Genomic DNA, 16,946 nt, shown 5'->3' on the forward strand with positions numbered 1-16,946 from the left:
AAGCCGTACCTGGTGGCGCAGGCCGCCGACGTGCCGCTCGCCGCAGACCTGTTCCACTACATGGCGGGCTGGGCCACCAAGATCGAGGGCAACACCATCAACATCTCGGTGCCCTACATGCCCGGCGCCAACTTCCACTCCTACACGCTGCGCGAGCCCATCGGGGTTGTCGGGCAGATCATCCCGTGGAACTTCCCGCTGCTGATGGCGGCGTGGAAGCTCGGCCCCGCCCTGGCCACCGGCTGCACTGTCGTACTGAAGCCGGCCGAGCAGACACCACTCACCGCGCTGCGGCTGGCCGAGCTCATTGCTGAGGCCGGTGTACCCGATGGGGTCGTCAACGTCGTCCCCGGGTTTGGCGAGACGGCCGGGGCGGCGCTTGCCGCTCATGAGGACGTGGACAAGGTCGCCTTCACCGGCTCGACCGAGGTGGGCAAGCTCATCGTCCAGGCCGCTGCCGGCAACCTCAAGAAGCTGACGCTCGAGCTCGGCGGCAAGAGCCCCAACATCGTCTTCGACGACGCCGAAGACAGCGCCATCGAGGGCGCGGCCAACGCCATCTTCTTCAACCACGGTCAGTGCTGCGTGGCGGGCTCGCGGCTGTTCGTCCAGGAGTCCAGGTACGACGAGGTCGTCGACGGCGTCGCCGAGATCGCCAAGTCCATCAAGATCGGCTCCGGGCTTGACCCCAGCACGCAGATGGGCCCCCTGGTGTCCGACGAGCAGTTCCGCCGCGTTACCGGGTTCCTGGAATCCGGGAGGGCCGACGGCGCCACCGCGCTGGCCGGCGGCGGCCGGTATGGCGACCGCGGCTATTTCGTGGAGCCAACCGTGCTGACCAACACCCGCCCGGACATGAAGGTCGTCCGCGAGGAGATCTTCGGCCCCGTCGTCGTCGCAGAGAAGTTCAGCAACCTCGACGAGATCGCCGCCCAGGCGAACGACACCAGCTACGGCCTCGGAGCCGGCATCTGGACCCGTGACATCTCCAAGGCCCACGCCCTGGCCAAGAAGCTGCGCGCCGGCACGGTGTGGATCAACTGCTACAACGTCTTCGACGCCTCGCTGCCGTTCGGCGGCTACAAGCAGTCCGGCTGGGGCCGTGAGATGGGGCACGAGGTGCTCGAGGCCTACACGGAGGTCAAGGCCGTAACCACGCTCCTTTAGTTATCCCGAACGAGCCCTGGCGACTCTCCCGGGCAACCGTTCCCGCCGCGGTTGCCCGGTCAGGTCGCCGGGCGGCCTGCCCGAAGTCCGGCTAGCTGCGCGGCGACCGCGGCACCGCGCAGAGTTCCGCCCATTTCGCGCCGAGTTTCTGGTTTCGGCACCGCCGAACCCCTACCGTGTAGCCAGGCAGTCAAGCGTGGCCAGCGCCGGTGGCGTGCGCGGTGGGAAGGCGGATCAATGCGGGAACGGCGTGTCCCGGAGGCCGGGGGCAACCGCGTGCTGCGGTGGGCGCGGTCGTCGTGGATCGACATCGCCTGGGTGGTGTTCGTCGCGATAAACCTGGCCGGGATGCAGGCGATGGGGAACTGGTCGACGATCCCCTTCCTGGTCATCTGGGTGAGCCTGACGATTGTCTACGGGTTCCGGATGTGGCGGTGGCAGCCCGCCATGCTGACGGTGGCCCTGGTGACGCTGGCGACCGGCGGGATCATCGGGGAGCAGGTCGTGTCCGGCGTGCAGGGCGGGGACTACCTGGTCGAGGTCCCGCTGGTCGCGGTGATGTTCCTGGCGATGGTCTGGCAGGGCCGACGGCGGCAGGCCGCGCTTGAGGAACGGCTGGCGGCGATGGAAGAGGTGCAGCGCGTCTCCCGCGAGAACCTGCGGCTGATGGAGCAGCAGCACACGTTCCTGCTCGATGCCTCGCACGAGCTCGGCACGCCGATCACGGTGGCGCTCGGGCACGCGGAGCTCATCGAGCAGGCCGCCACCGACAAGGCGGTCGCCGAGGACGCGCGGGTGGTCGTCGGCGAGCTGGGCCGGCTGCGCAGGCTGTCGAGCCGGCTGCTGCTGCTCGCCTCGGCGGGAAACCCGGACTTCCTTGACCTGGCGCCGGTCGGCGTCGACTCGGTCGTGATCGACACGCTGGACCGCTGGGCGTACACGCCGCGCAAGTGGCGGCTGGGCGAGGTGGCCGAGACGACCATCCAGGGCGACCGCGACCGCCTGGCGGTGGCGCTTGACGCGCTGCTTGAGAACGCCATCGCGCACACCGAGACCGACGACAGCATCGAGCTCAGCGCCCGCATCGAGGACGGGAACGCGGTCCTGGCCGTGGCGGACTCCGGCTGCGGCATCCCGGAAGCGGACCTGGACCGGATCTTCGGCCGCTTCGCCCGCGCGAAGCCCTTCCGCAGCCGCGAGGCCGGCGGGTTCGGGCTCGGGCTGCCGATCGCGGCGGCGATCGCGGAAGCCCACCACGGCTCGGTCCGGGTGCACAGCACTGTCGGCCGCGGCTCGACGTTCGAGCTGCTGATACCCGCGGGGCCCGCAGCGGCGAACGAGCACGTCAGCCAGGCATCTTGAGCAGGAACAGCCACGCGTTGACCACGCCGCTTGTGAGGCTGGCGAGCACCGCCGGGATCATCCAGTACAGGCCCCCGCCCGCCTGCAGGAGGAGGGTGAGCCCGGCGACGCCGACGAGCACGTCGGTGATCAGGTTGGGCGAGGCCACCTCGAGGTAACGCTCGAGTCGGCTTTGCGGAGCGTGACCGGCGCGCCGGTCGAAGGTGAACAGGGCAGCACCCGACACCGCCGACAGCGCGAGCAGTTCCGCGCCGATGGCCGGCCGCGGCTGTGGCGTCACCAGCAGGACCGCGGCGATCGCCGAGGTCATGAACAGCACGAGCGTCTGCGCGGCGCGGGACGCGAGCCCGCGGGAGGCGGCCAGCGCATCGCTCTTGATCGACACGGCGACGAACAGCAGGCCGGTCAGCGCCCCGGCGAGGCTGGCGACGGTGACCGCGAAGTCGTGCCACATCCCCGGCAGGTAAGCCACCATGCCCCAATCCTCGCAGCACGATGCCGCCCCGGCCCGGGGCTCGCCGCTGGCATGACGTGGAATGCTAGGAGAAACCGCCTAACGAAGGGGAGCCAGGCATGACGGTCGGCGCAGTCACGGCGGACGGGCGGGCCCGCGTCCTCGCGGACGGCAATCAGCTTCCGATGCTAGGCCTCGGGGTCTGGCAGGTGCCCAACGGGCCGGTGTGCGTGAACGCCGTGCGCTGGGCGCTTGAGCTGGGGTACCGGCACATCGACACCGCCCAGGCGTACGGCAACGAGGAGAGCGTCGGCCGGGCGCTGCGGGACAGCGGCGTGCCGCGCGAGGACGTGTTCATCACCACGAAGTTCTACCCCGGTCACCGCGATCCGGTCGCCGAGGCCGAGCAGAGCCTGCGGCGGCTCGGCGTCGACCAGGTGGACCTCTACCTCATCCACTGGCCGCAGCGCGGGCCGACGTGGGCCTGGCCGGGGATGGAGCGCGCCCGCGAGCGCGGGCTGACCCGCTCGATCGGCGTGTCGAACTTCAGCGCCGCCGACCTCGACAAGGTGGCCACGGCGGGCACCGTGGTCCCGGCCGTGAACCAGGTGCAGTTCAGCCCGTTCGAGGACCGGCGCGCGCTGCTCGCGGCGTGCGAGCGGCTGAATGTCGCGGTCGAGGCCTACAGCCCGCTTGGCACCGGCCGGCACCTGTCGGACGCGACCGTGCGCCGGGTCGCGCAGCGTGCCGGCCGCACGCCGGCGCACGTGCTGCTGCGCTGGTGCCTGCAGCACGGCATCCCGGTCATCCCCAAGTCGACCCACCGGGAGCGGATCGCCGAGAACGCGCAGATCTTCGACTTCACCCTCTCCGGCGCGGACATGGCCGAGCTCGACGCACTCGACCGGACACGAGGCACCGACCGCGCACTGGAACGAGGCTGGTGGTGAGCGGAACCGCCCTCCCCGCGCCGGCCATTTAGACCGCCCAGATACCGGGCCAGCTGCGCCAGCGGCCCGGCTCGATCGGGCCAGCTGCGCCAATGGCCCGGTTCGTTCGGGCCGGCTGCGCCAATGGCCCGGTTCGTTCGGGTCGGCTGCGCCAGCGGCCCAGACGCCCGCCAGGCGGGCCTCCAGCCCCGGCCGTCGCCTCTCGCCGCGGCTTTGGTCACACTGGCCCCGGGCGTGCCACTTTGCACACTCTTTGGGGCCTGGGGACCGACTTTGCACACTCTGTGACCATTTCGTCGCCCATTATGGGCGATTTGTCCATGCACAGAGTGTCCAAAGTGGCACTTGCGGGACTCGGGTGACGCCAGGGAAACCGCACGGCTGCCCGTGCCGCGGCCGCCTCCGGTCACAGTAGAGTCGGTCCGAGACCGTACTCATGGCAGGGAGTAAGCGTGGACCCCTACTTGGACCGCGATCGGCGCCTGCCCGGGGCATTCATGGCGGCGCGGACATCCTCCTTCACCGAGTTCCTCGCGTCATCCGCCCCGGACCTGCTGCAGCGCGGCCTCGTGCGAGAAGATCCCGGTGCTGGCGGCAGGACGGTTCCTGAGCTGGAGCACGGCACCACAATCGTCGCGGCCACGTTCGCCGGGGGAGTGGTCCTAGCCGGAGACCGGCGCGCGACGATGGCCGGCATGATCTCCAAGCGCGATGTCCGGAAGGTGTTCCGTACCGATGAGTACTCGGCGGCCGGAGTGGCGGGGGCGTGGAGCCTTGCTGTCGAGATGATGCGGTTGTTCCAGGTCGAACTCGAGCATTACGAGAAGATGGAGGGACAGCCGCTGGGCCTCGTGGGCAAAGCCAACCGGCTGGCGACGATGATCAGGGGGAATCTCGGCGCGGCGATGCAGGGGCTGGCGGTGGTGCCGTTGTTCGCCGGCTATGACGAGGACGCCGGGATCGGCCGGATATTCAGCTACGACGTGGCAGGCGGCCCTGCCGAGGAGCGCCAGTTCTACGCCATCGGCTCGGGATCGGTATTCGCGAGGGGCTCACTGAAGAAGCTCTACGCCGAGAACATGTCGGCCGGTGATGCGGTGCTGGCCTGCGTGCAGGCGTTGTATGACGCAGCCGACGATGACTCGGCGACCGGTGGCCCGGACCTTACCCGGCAGATCTTCCCCGTCGCCGCTACGGTGACCGGGGACGGCTTCGCCTGGGTGCCTGACGGGGAGTCCGAGGAGTACGCGCGCATGGTGGTCCAGGAGCGCCTGCGCTCACCGGACGGCCCGAAGGCCGCTGTCATCGGCCGCAGGTTGCCTCAATCGTGACGCACCGCGCCGCAGACCCCCGGCCAGGCGGCGCTATCGGGCCGCAGTCCCCCCGGAGCACGTGCGCCGTCAAGGCGCGGCCGGGGGGTTCCGGGGGGTCGCCCCCCTGGGCAGGCGGCGCTATCGGGCCGCGGTCCCCCGGAGCAGGTGCGCCGTTAAGGCGCAGCCGGGGGGTTCCGGGGGGTCGCCCCCCGGGGATAACCGCGCCAGGCGCGCCAGCGGCCCGGTTTCCAGTTCCCTGGCGCTCGGCAGTTCGCGGGCGGCGGCCAGGATCAGCGCGCCGTCCTTGTTGTAGGCGGCGGCGCCTGCTTCCTGCAGGGCAGCATGGCTGGCCCGGTAGTGGTGACCGCACAGCAGCAGGTCCACCGGGCGCGGGCGGTCAGGCGTCGGCGGCATGACGACCCGCACCAGCGGGCTGGCCGCGCAGCAGCAGGCCCGGCTGGCCGCGGGCAGCGGGCCTTCTCCCTCCGCCAGCTCAGCATCCGGGCCGCCGCCGGCCGACGGCCAGGGACAGAAGAACCAGTGCTTCATGAGCACTAGCATCGACCGCGGTCAGGGCATCGCGTAAGGCCGCGGCTGGCGCGGTAATAAGGCGATAAGAAATGCGGGCTAGCCGCCCGCGCCGAGCAGCTGGCGCTGGCTGGGGACCTGCCGCCTGATCCAGTCGTCGAGCACCTTGTCGCTTTCCCACGAGGCGATAAGCGCGTAGCGCGGCCGCGGCCCCGGGTGCCAGACCACGTGCCACAGGCGCTCGGTGTCGATGACCAGCTGCCGCCCCGGATGCAGCCTGATGCGCGTCTCCGTGGCGGGATCGTCCTTGTCCTCGCGCAGGATGAACACCGACTGGCCCGGCGCGTTGTCCAGCTCCAGCCAGGACCGGACCACCCAGCCGGTCCCGTCAGGGTTGAGCCGGTTGTTGTCGTCCCTGTGCAGCTGGCGCAGCGCCGTCGGCTCGTCGCTTGGGTTGAGCTTGATGACGCGGACCCGGCCATAGTTGCCCGCGACCCCCCCGATGTAGCGGACCAGGGTCGGCGCGATCTCGCTGTTGGACGTCCACAGCCCGAACTTGTCCGGCTTGCCGTGGTCCCAGAAGCCGCGGCAGTCCATCTCACCGGTCGCCGAGGCCAGCGGCGCGAAGTTCGTGTCGCCGCCGCTTTTCCAGTCCAAGTACTCAAGCGATTCCCACTCGGCCGGCGGGATGGGCGTCCCGCCGTAATCGCTGAGGATGACATATCCTTTCTCTGCCAGAATGTCGAGTTTGTAATGCATGTAGCCCCCATTGTCGTGGTTGAGTCCCGCGCTGAGGATGTGGTTGGCTACCTACCCAGGTCAAACGCCCCGACAACCCCCGGCCGGATAATTTTCCTCGCACTCGGCAATTGTCCGGTGCGCGGCAATTGCCGCGCACCGGACAATTGCCTGCCCGCAGCGCAATTGCCCGCCATTCGCCAATCGTTTGCCGCGGAAAAAAATTATGCCAGGTAATTGACTCGGCAGCGGGTGGACCGCTAACTTCCCGGGTAAATTCGCGGCAGCGGGAACATCACGGGGGCACGATGTCAGCAGGCACGGCAAAGGTCCGGCGGAGCGACTTTTACAACGATCCGGCTTTCAACTACGCCGAATTCTGGGTCGGCCGCGACTACGAGCACCAGGCCGAAGTCATCGCCTTGCGGCGGCTGCTGCGCGGGCACAGGTTTTGCCACGCGGTCGACATCGGCGGCGGCTACGGCCGGCTGAGCGCGATCCTGAGTGAATTTGCCGACCGGGTCACCCTCGCCGACCCGAGCAGGCAGCAGCTCGACCTTTCTGCGCAGATTTTTCCTGGCTCGCGTTTCGAGCGGCTGCTCGCGGACGCCATGCACCTGCAATTCCCCGATCACAGCGTCGACCTGGCCACGCTGATCCGGGTCTTGCATCACCTGCCCGATCCCGAGCCCGAGTTCGCCGAGCTTTCCCGGATACTGCGGCCGGACGGCTACGCGGTCATCGAGGTCGCCAACTCCGTGCACATGGGCCGCCGCGTGGACGGCTTCCTGCACGGCCGGCGCGCCTCACGAGCACCCGTCGACATCCGCTCGGACGACTCCAGGCGGCGCGGCACCGCCCCGTACGTCAACCACCACCCGCGCACGGTCACCAGCCAGCTCGCGGCCGTCGGCCTGCGGGTCCACCAGGTGCTTTCCGTCTCCAACCTGCGGCACCCGCTCGCCAAGGCGGCACTTCCGCAGTCCGCCTTGCTCGCGGTCGAGAAGGTGGCACAGCGGCCGCTAGGCAGGCTGTACTTCGGGCCAAGCGTGTTCTTCCTGCTGCGCAAGACCGCCGTCTCGCCATAGCCTTGCCCGCCGGGACCGCGGGCAGGCTTGACTCAAGGGCGCCGGCCAGCATATAGCTCATCGGGTGGACGCTTCCTTCGGCACGGTCTGGGAAGCTGTCGCCGGCACCCTGCGGGACGCGGTCGCGATCTCCGAGCCCGGGCGGGACCACACGTACGCCGAATTCGAGGAACGCGCCGCGCGGCTGGCCTCCGCCCTGGCGGACGCGGGAGTCGGGCCCGGCGACAAGGTGGCCTGCTACCTGTACAACGGGGCGGCCTATCTGGAGACGGTGTTCGCCGCGTTCAAGATCGGCGCGGTGCCCGTCAACGCCAACTACCGGTACACAAGCGACGAGCTTTCGGCGCTGCTCGCGGACGCCGACACGGCGGCCCTGGTCTTCAGCGGGGAACTGACCGCCAACGTCACGCATGCCGCCGCCAACCTGCCCGGGCTGCGCCTGCTCGTCCGCGCAGGGCCCGCACCGGCAGGCACGCCCGGGGCGCCAGGCCCGGAGCTGCCCGGGCTCGAGGACGTGATCGCCGCGGCCAGCCCCCGGCCTGCCGAGCCCCGCCCTGGTTCTGACCAGCTGTTCATGTACACGGGCGGCACGACAGGCCGGCCCAAGGGCGTGATGTGGCGGCTGGCCGAACTGATGGGCTCGATGTCGCCCGCCCTCTACCGGCGGCTGGGAGTGCCTGAGCCGCCCGCCACGCCCCGCGAAGCGGCCCTGATCGCCGCGAGCCTGCGGGCCGCGGGCCGGGCGCCTGTGGTGCTGCCTGTCGTCCCGCTCATGCACGCGACCGGGCTGTTCAACGCGATGGGCACGCTGGTGGCCGGCGGCCGCGTCGTCACCACCCGCCCCGGCCCGCTCGACGCGCGGCATGTCTGGGAAACGGTCGCCCGCCAGCGCGTCCGCACGCTCGTGGTGGCAGGCAACGCGGTGTGCCAGCCGCTGACTGACGAGCTGATAGCAGCCGAGCAGGCCGGGCGGCCGCATGATCTCGGCGCGCTGAACTCCGTCATCAGCTCGGGAACCGCGTTCAGCGACCGGCTGAAGCACGCCCTGCACGAACGGGCCAGCGTCACGATCACCGATGCCCTCGCCTCGAGCGAAGGAGGCCCGTTCGCCCTGGCCGTCACCTCGTCGGTCGATGACCTGCCTGCCAGGTTCTTCCCCGTGCCCGCCGCGCGGGTCTTCACGCTTGACGGCGAGCCGGTTCCCCCCGGCAGCGGCGCGGTCGGCGTCCTCGCGTTCAGCGGGCCGATACCGCTCGGCTACTACAAGGACGGCGCTAAGACCACGGCCACGTTCAGGACCTTCGACGGGGTCCGCTACTCCATGCCGGGCGATCTGGTCGAGGTGGAGCCAGACGGTGCCATCCGGTTTCTCGGCCGGGGGTCGGGCGTCATCAACACGGGCGGTGAGAAGGTCCACCCGCAAGAGGTCGAGGACGTCCTGCTCGCGCACCCCGAGGTCACCGACGCCGCGGTCGTCGGCGTCCCCGACGAGACATGGGGCGAACGCGTGGTGGCCGTGGTGGCCACCGCGAGCGGCACGCTGACCAGCGAGGAACTGCAAAAGGCGGTCAGGCGCACGCTGGCCGGGTACAAGGTGCCGCGCGCGATCGTGCTGCTTCCCCGGCTGCCCAGGACACCCACGGGCAAGCTCGAGGCCGCCGAGGTGAAGCGCATCGCCCGCGGCAGTCCTGCCGCGCCGTAGTCACGTCACGTCAGGGAACACCTCGGCGAGCACCGCGCCGATCGCCGGGATCCTGCCCGGGTCCTCCGGCCCGACCACGATCAGGCCGTCGGCGTCGGCCGCCGCGCTGCCGCGCGCCCCCGCCGCGAACTCGGCCAGGTCGTCGGTGCGGAACACGAACACGGTCTTGGTGATCTCGGCCGGGTCGCGCCCGGCCCGCTCGCAGTGCCGCTCGAGCACGTCGAACTTGTGCCGCACGATCGCGGGGTCGCCGCCGAACACGTTGCAGGCGTCCCCGTACCGCGCCGCGATGTCGAGCGTGCGGCGCTCCCCGCCCCCGGCGACCAGCACGGGGATCGTCCCGGCGACCGGCCGCGGCGAGTTCGGCGCGTCGCGGACGGCGTAAAAGCTGCCGTCGAAAGTCGCGCGCGGCCCGCGCAGCAGCGCGCGGCAGACCGCGAGCTCCTCGTCAAGCCGGTCCATCCGCTCGCCGGTGCCGGGAAAGGCGAGCCCGTACGCCGCGTGCTCGGCGGCGTCCCACCCGGCGCCGACGCCGAGCACGGCCCGGCCGTGCGAGAGCACGTCGACGCTGGTCACGCACTTGGCGAGCAGCGCGGGGCTGCGCAGCGTGACCGGGCTGACCAGCGCGAGCAGCCGGGGCGATGAGGTCCGCATCGCGAGCGCCCCGAGCAGGGTGTACGCCTCGAACATGGGGGAGTCAGGCCCGCCGCCCACCTGGTTCTGCTGCAGGTGGTCCGGCACCGAGATCGCGTCGAACCCGGACGCCTCCGCGATCTCGACGGCCTTGGCCAGCCGGTCGAACACCGCCGGCCCGTCGTCGACGCTCCCGTAGGAGCCGAAGTGAATGCCACGCCTGAACAAGGCCATCGGAGGTCTCCTTCGCCGCGCGAGAGGCGCCACTGTCCGTTCGGACTATTAAATTCATTATTTTCCCGAACGAACCCTTCCGTCTCTCACCGGCCCCGTTGTCTGCGGGGCCGGGGCAGGGCAGGCTTGGGGCATGACAACGATGCGCGCGATCCGCCAGGAGGTCCTCGGCGGTCCTGAGGTACTGCACGACGTCGAGGTGGCGCGGCCGGAACCCGGCCTCAGCCAGATCCTGGTGCGGGTGCACGCGGCGGGGCTCAACCCGACCGACTGGAAGCACCGGGCACACAGCGTCTTCCTCGGCCCGCCGCCGTTCACGCTCGGCTGGGACGTGTCCGGGGTGGTGGAAGCGACCGGGTACGGCGTCACGATCGTCAAGCCGGGCGACGAGGTGTTCGGCATGCTGCCCTACCCGCACGGCGTGGGCTCGCACGCCGAATACGTCACCGGTCCCGCCCGCGCGTTCGCCCTCAAGCCCGCCAGCCTCGACCACGTGCAGGCCGGGGCGCTGCCGCTCGCCGGTCTCACCGCGTGGCAGGCGCTGGCCGACACCGCGCACGTGTCGGCCGGGCAGCGGGTGCTGATCCACGCGGCGGCCGGGGGAGTCGGCCATCTGGCGGTGCAGATCGCCAAGGCGCGGGGCGCGTACGTGATCGGCACCGCGAGCGCCGGCCACCATGAGCTGGTCCGCGGCCTGGGCGCCGACGAGATGATCGACTACCACGTGACGGACTTCGCCACCGCTGTTGGCGACATCGACGTGGTGCTCGACCCGATCTCTGGGGACTACTCGGCCCGGTCGCTGCGCACGCTGCGCCCGGGCGGCGTGCTGGTCAGCCTGCTGCCGTTCGCCCCCGACATCCCGGCGGAGGCGGCGCGCCTCGGCGTCCGCGCCCAGGGCATGCTGGTCGAGTACGACCACGGCGGGATGACCGCGATCGCGGACCTGGTGACCGCCGGCCAGCTCCGCCCGGTCATTGCCGCGGCGTTCCCGATGGCCGACGCGGCCAAGGCACACGAGCTCGGCGACACCGGGCACGTGGCAGGAAAGCTTGTCCTGACGATGGCCTGAGCGATGCCGGCCCAGACCGACGTGGTGACCGGCGCGTTCGGCTACTCGGGCGCTGCCATCGCCCGCGAGCTGCTCGCGGCCGGGCACCGGGTGCGCACGCTGACCGGGCATCCGGGCCGCGCCCCGGCCGGGACCGGGATCGACGTGCGCCCGCTGGATTTCGCCGACCCCGCCGGCCTGGCCCGCGACCTGGCCGGCGCGCACACCCTCTACTGCACCTACTGGGTGCGGTTCGCCCATGGCGCGGTCACGCACGAGACGGCCGTGGCGAACAGCAGGGTGCTGTTCGCCACGGCGGCCGGCGCGGGCATCCAGCGGATCGTGCACGTGTCGATCACGCACGCCGACCCCGCCTCCCCGTACCCCTACTTCCGCGGCAAGGGCGAGGTCGAGGGGTACCTTCGGGCGACGGGCATCCCGCATGCGATCGCGCGGCCCGCGATCTTGTTCGGCGGGGACGGCGTCCTGCTCAACAACATCGCGTGGCTGCTGCGCCGCCTGCCGGTGTTCGCGACCGGCGGCCGCGGCGACTACCGGATCCGCCCGATCCACGTCGACGACCTGGCCCGGCTGTGCGTGGACCTCGGCGGCCGGGACCTCGCCGGCGGCGTCACGGTCGACGCGGTGGGCCCGCAGTCCGTGACGTTCCGGGAGCTGGTCATGGCCATCAGGGCCGCCACCGGCAGCCGCGCGCTCGTCGTGCCCGCGCCCGGCTGGCTGATCCCCCCGCTGTCCACGGCGCTTGGCGCCGTGCTGCGCGACGTCCTGCTCACCGGCGAGGAATACCGGGCGATGGCGGCGGGCCTGGCCGATTCCAGCGCGCCGCCGGCCGGGCAGACCGTGCTCACCGACTGGATCGCGGCGCACGGCGCGGAGCTTGGCCGCACGTACGCCAGCGAGCTCGACCGGCACTTCCGCTAGGGCAGGTCAATCCCGGTGCCTGAATCGGGGCGATCCTGCCCGGCGGGACCGGCCCGGCGGGCCCGCCGCCGCAGCGCCGGCAGGCGCAGCGCCGGCGGGTGCAGGAACCGCTCCCTGTGCTCGTCCTCGGCGATGTCGCGGCGGGTGGCGTGCAGAAGCTGGTCCAGGGTGATCACACCCACGACCCGGCCGTCGTGGGCCCGGTCGACGACGGCGGCGCGGGTGACGTCGTGCCTGGCGAACGCGTTGGCCACCTCGCGCAGCGTGCTGTCGGCGTGGACGATGAGCCCGGCGGCTCCGGCCGCCGCCGCGGGCGTCATCACCTCCCGGGTGAAGCACAGCTCGAGCGGGTCGGCCGAATACTCGCGGGTCAGGTGCAGGCCGCGGCGGGCGATCTTCTCGGTCAGCACCGAGCGCTTCAGCACCAGCGCCGACAGCGCGTACGCGCTGACCGACGCGACGAGCAGGGCCAGCAGCGTGTTCCAGGCATGGGTGAGCTCCATCGTGAACACGACGCCGGTCAGCGGCGAGCGCAGCACCCCGCCGACAACAGCGGCCAGGCCGGCCATCGCCCAGAAACCGGCGAACACATCTGGCAGCACGTGTCCCTCGAGCGCGCCGAGCGCGCCCCCGATCATGAACACAGGCGCGAGCACGCCGCCCGAGGTTCCCGAGCCGAGCGACAGCGACCAGATCAGCGTCTTGACGACGAGGATGCCGACGATCAGCGACAGCCCGGCGCGCCCGGCCAGCAGCTGGTCGATCACGTCGTAGCCGACGCCGAGCGCCCGCGGCTCGACGAGCCCGCCGAGCCCGATGATGAGCCCGCCGATCGCGGGCCACCACATCCAGTGCACAGGCAGCCGCCCGAAGGCGTCCTCGGACCGGTAGACGAGCGCCGTGGCGCCGACCGCGAGCAGCCCCCCGGTCAGGCCAGGCACGAGCGTGAGCGCTATCGCGCCCGCCCCCGGCTGCGCGGCCGCGGTCACGGGGAAGATGGCGTGATCGCCCAGCAGCGGCCAGCGGCAGATCGTGGCGACCGTCACCGACGCGGCCACGGGGATCAGGCTGCGCGGCCGCCATTCGAACAGCAGCAGTTCGACCGCCAGCAGCACCGAGGCCAGCGGTGCGTTGAACGTGGCCGCCATCCCGCCCACCGCGCCTGCCACGAGCAGCGTCTTTCGCTCGTCCGCGGACAGGTGCAGGAACTGCGCCACGATCGAGCCGACCGCGCCGCCGGTCATGATGATCGGCCCCTCGGCGCCGAACGGCCCGCCGGTCCCGATCGAGATCGCCGCGGAGACCGGCTTGAGCACCGCCACCCGGGGCGAGACCCGGCTGCCGCCGGTGAGGATCGCCTCGATCGCCTCAGGCATGCCGTGGCCGCGGATCTTCTCGCTGCCGAAACGTGCCATCAGCCCCACCACGAGCCCGCCCGCGACCGGCGCGAGCAGGATCAGCCATGCGGGATGACGCCCCGCGCCAGGCGCGGTCAGCGCCACCGACAGCCGCTGGTAGAACACCGCGTTGGTGATGAGGCCGATCAGCCGCAGCAGGCAGTACGCGGCGACGGCGCTCACGCCCCCGAGCGGCAGCGCGATCGCGGTGATCAGCAGCGTCCGCGGGCGGAGCGTGAAGTCGCCGAGATGCTCCGCGCGCCTGGGCCGCCCCCCCGGCCGGACAGGACCGTCCTTGACCGGGCCGCGCTGACCGGGACCGTCCTTGACCCGTCGTGGCTGACCCGGATCGCGTCCTGGCTGACCCGGATCGCGGCCCGGCTGCCCGGGGCCCGGCTGCTCGCGGCCCGGCTGCTCCGGGCCGGGCTGAACAGCCGGCGGCGCGGTCACAGCGGCAGCGGACCTGTGACGCCGAGCGCCGCCGCGTCGCCCGCCAGCTCCGCGAAACGGCGGGCGAGCCGGGCGGCGGCCTGGCGTTCGGCGGGGTCCATCCGGTTCAGCACGGCCGCGAGCAGGACGTGGCGCCGCTCGACCACCCGCGCGACCAGGTCCACGCCAGCCTCGGTCACCTCGACGGTCACGATCGACCTGCTCCGCGGATCGGTACCGCGGGCCAGCAGTCCGGCCGCCTCCATCCGGTCGGCGAGCCGCGTCACCGACGACGCGGTCATGCCGAGTTCGGCCGCCAACCGCGACGACGGCACCCGGCCGAGGCCGGAGAGCACGAGCAGCAGCCGGAATTGCGGCAGGCTCACCTCGCCGTCAAGCACCCGCAGGCTGTGCAGTGTCAGCCCGACGAGCGCCCGCGTCATCAGCTCGAGCGCCGCCACGGTCGCGGGCTCGCCCGGGATCGCAATATCGTTCACATATAAAAGTATTGCATATATCAAGGCTTAGCGTGAGCAAGTCCTATCGCTACCGTGCGAGGAGCAGCACGCCCGTGACCAGGAGTGCGGTGACCTTGATGAGTTCGAGCCCGACGTACGCGTAATGCCCGGGCGAGCGCGGGAGGTCCTCGCCGGCGAGGACGCGATCCGATCGGCGGGTCAGCCATGGCCGCACGACTGCGACCTGAACCAGCAGGGTCGTGATCGCCACCGCGCCGGCTGCGATCACGCGCGGCGGCGGGGGCTGCGTGACCGCGGCGACCACCAGCACCGCCCCGAGGATGGCCTCGGCCGTGTTGAGTGCGCGGAAGACGAGACGGCCGATGCCTAGCCCGATCCGCACGGTGACCCCGGGCGCGCGGAACTTCAGGGGCGTTTCCAGGAAGGAGATGGCGGTGACCATGCCGAGCCAGGTGAACACCGCGCCCGTGGCGGCGGCGGTCACGGGGCTGTCCTGCCCGTCACATCCGTGCTCACGCGAAGCGCCGTTACTGCGGTACCGGTCCGTCCTGCGCGGACTGGCAGCCAGCGCGGTGCCCCTCGCGGATGACGGCGCCGCATTCGAGGCAGACCAGATGAGCCCAGCAGACCGGGTCGCCGCCCTCCTCGGGCGCTGGCTCCGGGGAGAGTGCGTTCCGCGCGGGATGCTCGCTGCCCAGCGTGGCTTCCTCCGCCAGCGGCGGTTCCCTGTCCTCCGCCAGCGGCGGTGTCCTGTCCGTCACCTGCTCCTCCCGCACGTGCTCCCGCTTCCGTTTCCCGCACCCGCTACTCCCGCACGCGCTCCCGCCCACTCCCGCACCCACGCCCTCGCCCACGTCCACGTCAGTTTTATACAAATGACTTGATTAATAATATAGCTACTGTAGGCCCTGCTTGCGGTGCGCCCGCCGCCGGCGGGCCGCCGATACTGATGTCCTGGCGGGAACGCGGAGGAGGCGTTGCGTTGTACGTCGTTCAGGTCCGCCGCGTCTACGACGCCCCGTCCCCAGCAGACGGCGCTCGCGTGCTCGTGGACCGGGTATGGCCGCGGGGACTGCGCAAGGAGGCGGCGCGCCTGGATGAGTGGGCGAAGGACGTCGCGCCGTCCGCGCAGCTGCGGACCTGGTACCGGCATGATCCGGCGAAGTTCGGCGAGTTCCGCCGTCGTTATCGCGCCGAACTGGAGATGCCCGGCCCGCGGGCGGCCGTCGACCGGCTCCGCGCGCTGGCAGCGGACGGGCCGGTGACGCTGCTGACCGCGACCAGGGAGCCCGGCATCAGCCAGGCCGCCGTGCTCGCGGAGTTGCTTGCCGAGCAGAACTCCCGGCCTCCTGCGCAGGCGTAGCGAGCCAGCGGCGGAGCACCGTCGCCGCGACGGCAACGAACGCTGATCGCCTTCAGCGGACCGTCAGGCAGGCGGTACCGCCCACGTGGGCGCGGCTGCGCCCGAGCGACCGCTCCCCCGTCGGCGTGCGGATGCGCTCTGCATCCATGCGCTTGGTTTATAACAGAGAGAATGGTTAGAAACGGTGTGCCTGGAAGGCGGGTGGCCGATCACACTCGGCCCTGGCTTGGTATCCGTGGTCATAACCGCAACTGGCGTCCACTTGGCACACTTCTTGCATGGACAAATCGGGCATAGCGCCCCGGAAATGGTCACAGAGTGTGCAAAGTCACACCTGTGGGACTTGTGGGACGGCAGGGAGAAGGCCCGCCCAGAACCTGAGTGTGAGCCGATCCCTCACGGGTATCACGGGTGTGCACAGAGGGGGACTGTGATGCGCCAAGAATCATTCGTGACGATTGTGGTCTGCGGGAAGATGACGCGACGCGTGGCGCTGGCTGGCGGGACCGCCGTCGCCGCGACGGTGCTCGGGCTGTCCGGGCCGGCCTCGGCCTCGACCCACACCGGGGCACGGCCGTTTCCCGCGGCGCCGCTGACCGAGGTGTTCGGCTACGTCGGGGCGGTGGCCCAGTACACGACCGTTCCCGCGGGGGCCAGCGGCGCCATCGTGCGCGTGATCGGCGCGGCGGGCGGGAAGACCGCCACGGGCCCCGGGAAGCCATTCGCCACGACGGGCGGGGACGGCGCCCAGGTGTCCGGGACGATCGCGGTGCAGCCAGGCCAGGTCCTCGTCATCCAGGTGGGCGGCTACGGCGGCAACGCCGACTCCAACCTCAACCCCGGCCCTGGCGGCTGGGGACCGACAGGGAACGGCGGCCGAGGCGGTGGCGCGCACGGGTACGTCACCGTCGACGGAGCGGGCGGCGGCGGGGCGACCAGCCTCGGGATCGCCGGCTGCGTCGGCTGCACGGCCACCACGGTGGTCATCGCCGGCGGTGGCGGCGGGGCGGGCGGGCGCGGCTTCACGTCGGACATCAACCACGGCGGGCCCGGGGGGAGCAGCGGGGCCACCGTTGACGCCGGCCACAACGGCGGCGGCGGCGGCGCGGGCAGCGG

Annotated in this window: 17 protein-coding genes and 1 pseudogene; 10 read left to right on the top strand and 8 right to left on the bottom strand. The window is 71.3% G+C overall.

The genetic code is table 11. The features are described 5' to 3' along the window. Together Q1N79_RS04995 and Q1N79_RS05000 are read left to right on the top strand one after the other, a co-directional pair. A partial coding sequence (locus Q1N79_RS04995) for an aldehyde dehydrogenase family protein (protein WP_300605047.1) occupies positions 1 to 1,167 on the top strand: 1,167 nt, incomplete at its 5' end. Positions 1,168 to 1,404: 237 nt separating this feature from the next. After that, positions 1,405 to 2,529 (top strand): HAMP domain-containing sensor histidine kinase, encoded by a 1,125-nt coding sequence (locus Q1N79_RS05000; protein ID WP_300605049.1) that lies wholly within the window; start codon positions 1,405 to 1,407, stop codon positions 2,527 to 2,529. Here the strand turns inward: Q1N79_RS05000 and Q1N79_RS05005 are convergent. After that, positions 2,513 to 3,004 (bottom strand): hypothetical protein, encoded by a 492-nt coding sequence (locus Q1N79_RS05005; protein WP_300605051.1) that lies wholly within the window; start codon positions 3,002 to 3,004, stop codon positions 2,513 to 2,515. The two genes, Q1N79_RS05000 and Q1N79_RS05005, sit on opposite strands and share 17 nt — an antisense overlap. A 98-nt stretch (positions 3,005 to 3,102) precedes the next feature. Between Q1N79_RS05005 and Q1N79_RS05010 the strand changes: the two genes are divergently transcribed. Together Q1N79_RS05010 and prcB are read left to right on the top strand one after the other, a co-directional pair. Further along, the gene (locus tag Q1N79_RS05010) at positions 3,103 to 3,933 is read left to right on the top strand and encodes an aldo/keto reductase (protein WP_300605052.1); all 831 of its coding nucleotides are present in this window, start codon (positions 3,103 to 3,105) and stop codon (positions 3,931 to 3,933) included. Between the two features lie 497 nt (positions 3,934 to 4,430). Next, on the top strand, positions 4,431 to 5,264 hold the full coding sequence (gene prcB / locus Q1N79_RS05015; RefSeq protein WP_300605076.1) for a proteasome subunit beta: 834 nt from the start codon (positions 4,431 to 4,433) through the stop codon (positions 5,262 to 5,264). A 120-nt stretch (positions 5,265 to 5,384) separates the two neighbouring features. Here prcB and Q1N79_RS05020 read toward each other — a convergent pair whose 3' ends face one another. Together Q1N79_RS05020 and Q1N79_RS05025 are read right to left on the bottom strand one after the other, a co-directional pair. Next, positions 5,385 to 5,795 (bottom strand): hypothetical protein, encoded by a 411-nt coding sequence (locus tag Q1N79_RS05020; protein ID WP_300605054.1) that lies wholly within the window; start codon positions 5,793 to 5,795, stop codon positions 5,385 to 5,387. A 78-nt stretch (positions 5,796 to 5,873) separates the two neighbouring features. Continuing rightward, the gene (locus tag Q1N79_RS05025; protein WP_300605056.1) at positions 5,874 to 6,533 is read right to left on the bottom strand and encodes a hypothetical protein; all 660 of its coding nucleotides are present in this window, start codon (positions 6,531 to 6,533) and stop codon (positions 5,874 to 5,876) included. Between the two features lie 287 nt (positions 6,534 to 6,820). Here Q1N79_RS05025 and Q1N79_RS05030 point away from each other — a divergent pair, with 287 nt between their 5' ends. Together Q1N79_RS05030 and Q1N79_RS05035 are read left to right on the top strand one after the other, a co-directional pair. Further along, positions 6,821 to 7,600, top strand: coding sequence for a class I SAM-dependent methyltransferase (locus tag Q1N79_RS05030; RefSeq protein WP_300605058.1), 780 nt, complete (start codon positions 6,821 to 6,823; stop codon positions 7,598 to 7,600). Between the two features lie 64 nt (positions 7,601 to 7,664). Then, positions 7,665 to 9,302 (top strand): AMP-binding protein, encoded by a 1,638-nt coding sequence (locus Q1N79_RS05035; protein ID WP_300605060.1) that lies wholly within the window; start codon positions 7,665 to 7,667, stop codon positions 9,300 to 9,302. Here the strand turns inward: Q1N79_RS05035 and Q1N79_RS05040 are convergent, their stop codons facing one another. Further along, positions 9,303 to 10,169 (bottom strand): TIGR03560 family F420-dependent LLM class oxidoreductase, encoded by an 867-nt coding sequence (locus tag Q1N79_RS05040; RefSeq protein ID WP_300605062.1) that lies wholly within the window; start codon positions 10,167 to 10,169, stop codon positions 9,303 to 9,305. It lies immediately after the preceding gene. A 142-nt stretch (positions 10,170 to 10,311) separates the two neighbouring features. Here Q1N79_RS05040 and Q1N79_RS05045 point away from each other — a divergent pair, with 142 nt between their 5' ends. Beyond that, positions 10,312 to 11,241 carry an NADP-dependent oxidoreductase gene (locus Q1N79_RS05045; RefSeq protein ID WP_300605078.1) on the top strand — a complete coding sequence of 310 codons (930 nt, stop codon included), beginning with the start codon at positions 10,312 to 10,314 and terminating at the stop codon, positions 11,239 to 11,241. A 3-nt stretch (positions 11,242 to 11,244) separates the two neighbouring features. Continuing rightward, positions 11,245 to 12,162 carry an SDR family oxidoreductase gene (locus Q1N79_RS05050; RefSeq protein WP_300605064.1) on the top strand — a complete coding sequence of 306 codons (918 nt, stop codon included), beginning with the start codon at positions 11,245 to 11,247 and terminating at the stop codon, positions 12,160 to 12,162. On the opposite strand, the gene Q1N79_RS05055 is transcribed toward Q1N79_RS05050, so the two are convergent. From Q1N79_RS05055 to Q1N79_RS05070, 4 genes are read right to left on the bottom strand one after another with little or no spacing between them, the layout of a single operon-like run. Next, positions 12,159 to 14,009, bottom strand: coding sequence for a chloride channel protein (locus Q1N79_RS05055; protein ID WP_300605066.1), 1,851 nt, complete (start codon positions 14,007 to 14,009; stop codon positions 12,159 to 12,161). The two genes, Q1N79_RS05050 and Q1N79_RS05055, sit on opposite strands and share 4 nt — an antisense overlap. Further along, complete coding sequence (locus Q1N79_RS05060; protein WP_300605068.1) at positions 14,006 to 14,485, bottom strand: MarR family transcriptional regulator; 480 nt, start codon at positions 14,483 to 14,485, stop codon at positions 14,006 to 14,008. Before Q1N79_RS05060 ends, Q1N79_RS05055 begins: the two co-directional genes overlap by 4 nt. Before the next feature lie 49 nt (positions 14,486 to 14,534). Further along, positions 14,535 to 14,951 carry a hypothetical protein gene (locus Q1N79_RS05065; protein ID WP_300605070.1) on the bottom strand — a complete coding sequence of 139 codons (417 nt, stop codon included), beginning with the start codon at positions 14,949 to 14,951 and terminating at the stop codon, positions 14,535 to 14,537. Between the two features lie 43 nt (positions 14,952 to 14,994). Further along, positions 14,995 to 15,327: a hypothetical protein gene (locus Q1N79_RS05070; protein ID WP_300605072.1), complete on the bottom strand. Its 333-nt coding sequence runs from the start codon at positions 15,325 to 15,327 to the stop codon at positions 14,995 to 14,997. Positions 15,328 to 15,449: 122 nt separating this feature from the next. On the opposite strand from Q1N79_RS05070, the gene Q1N79_RS05075 reads away from it, so the two are divergent. Continuing rightward, positions 15,450 to 15,830, top strand: coding sequence for a DUF488 domain-containing protein (locus Q1N79_RS05075; protein ID WP_300605074.1), 381 nt, complete (start codon positions 15,450 to 15,452; stop codon positions 15,828 to 15,830). 451 nt (positions 15,831 to 16,281) lie between these two features. Then, positions 16,282 to 16,946, top strand: a pseudogene (locus Q1N79_RS05080) (hypothetical protein); the annotation flags it as partial.

Origin of the sequence: Trebonia sp. (assembly GCF_030042015.1) — a bacterium.
Classification (GTDB): domain Bacteria; phylum Actinomycetota; class Actinomycetes; order Streptosporangiales; family Streptosporangiaceae; genus Trebonia.

Excerpts from the sequence above, each read along its gene's own strand:
- Q1N79_RS05000 (WP_300605049.1), top strand. The coding sequence starts at position 1,405 with ATGCGGGAACGGCGTGTCCCGGAGGCCGGGGGCAACCGCGTGCTGCGG.
- Q1N79_RS05005 (WP_300605051.1), bottom strand. The coding sequence starts at position 3,004 with ATGGTGGCTTACCTGCCGGGGATGTGGCACGACTTCGCGGTCACCGTC.
- Q1N79_RS05010 (WP_300605052.1), top strand. The coding sequence starts at position 3,103 with ATGACGGTCGGCGCAGTCACGGCGGACGGGCGGGCCCGCGTCCTCGCG.
- prcB (WP_300605076.1), top strand. The coding sequence starts at position 4,431 with ATGGCGGCGCGGACATCCTCCTTCACCGAGTTCCTCGCGTCATCCGCC.
- Q1N79_RS05020 (WP_300605054.1), bottom strand. The coding sequence starts at position 5,795 with ATGAAGCACTGGTTCTTCTGTCCCTGGCCGTCGGCCGGCGGCGGCCCG.
- Q1N79_RS05025 (WP_300605056.1), bottom strand. The coding sequence starts at position 6,533 with ATGCATTACAAACTCGACATTCTGGCAGAGAAAGGATATGTCATCCTC.
- Q1N79_RS05030 (WP_300605058.1), top strand. The coding sequence starts at position 6,821 with ATGTCAGCAGGCACGGCAAAGGTCCGGCGGAGCGACTTTTACAACGAT.
- Q1N79_RS05040 (WP_300605062.1), bottom strand. The coding sequence starts at position 10,169 with ATGGCCTTGTTCAGGCGTGGCATTCACTTCGGCTCCTACGGGAGCGTC.
- Q1N79_RS05045 (WP_300605078.1), top strand. The coding sequence starts at position 10,312 with ATGCGCGCGATCCGCCAGGAGGTCCTCGGCGGTCCTGAGGTACTGCAC.
- Q1N79_RS05050 (WP_300605064.1), top strand. The coding sequence starts at position 11,245 with ATGCCGGCCCAGACCGACGTGGTGACCGGCGCGTTCGGCTACTCGGGC.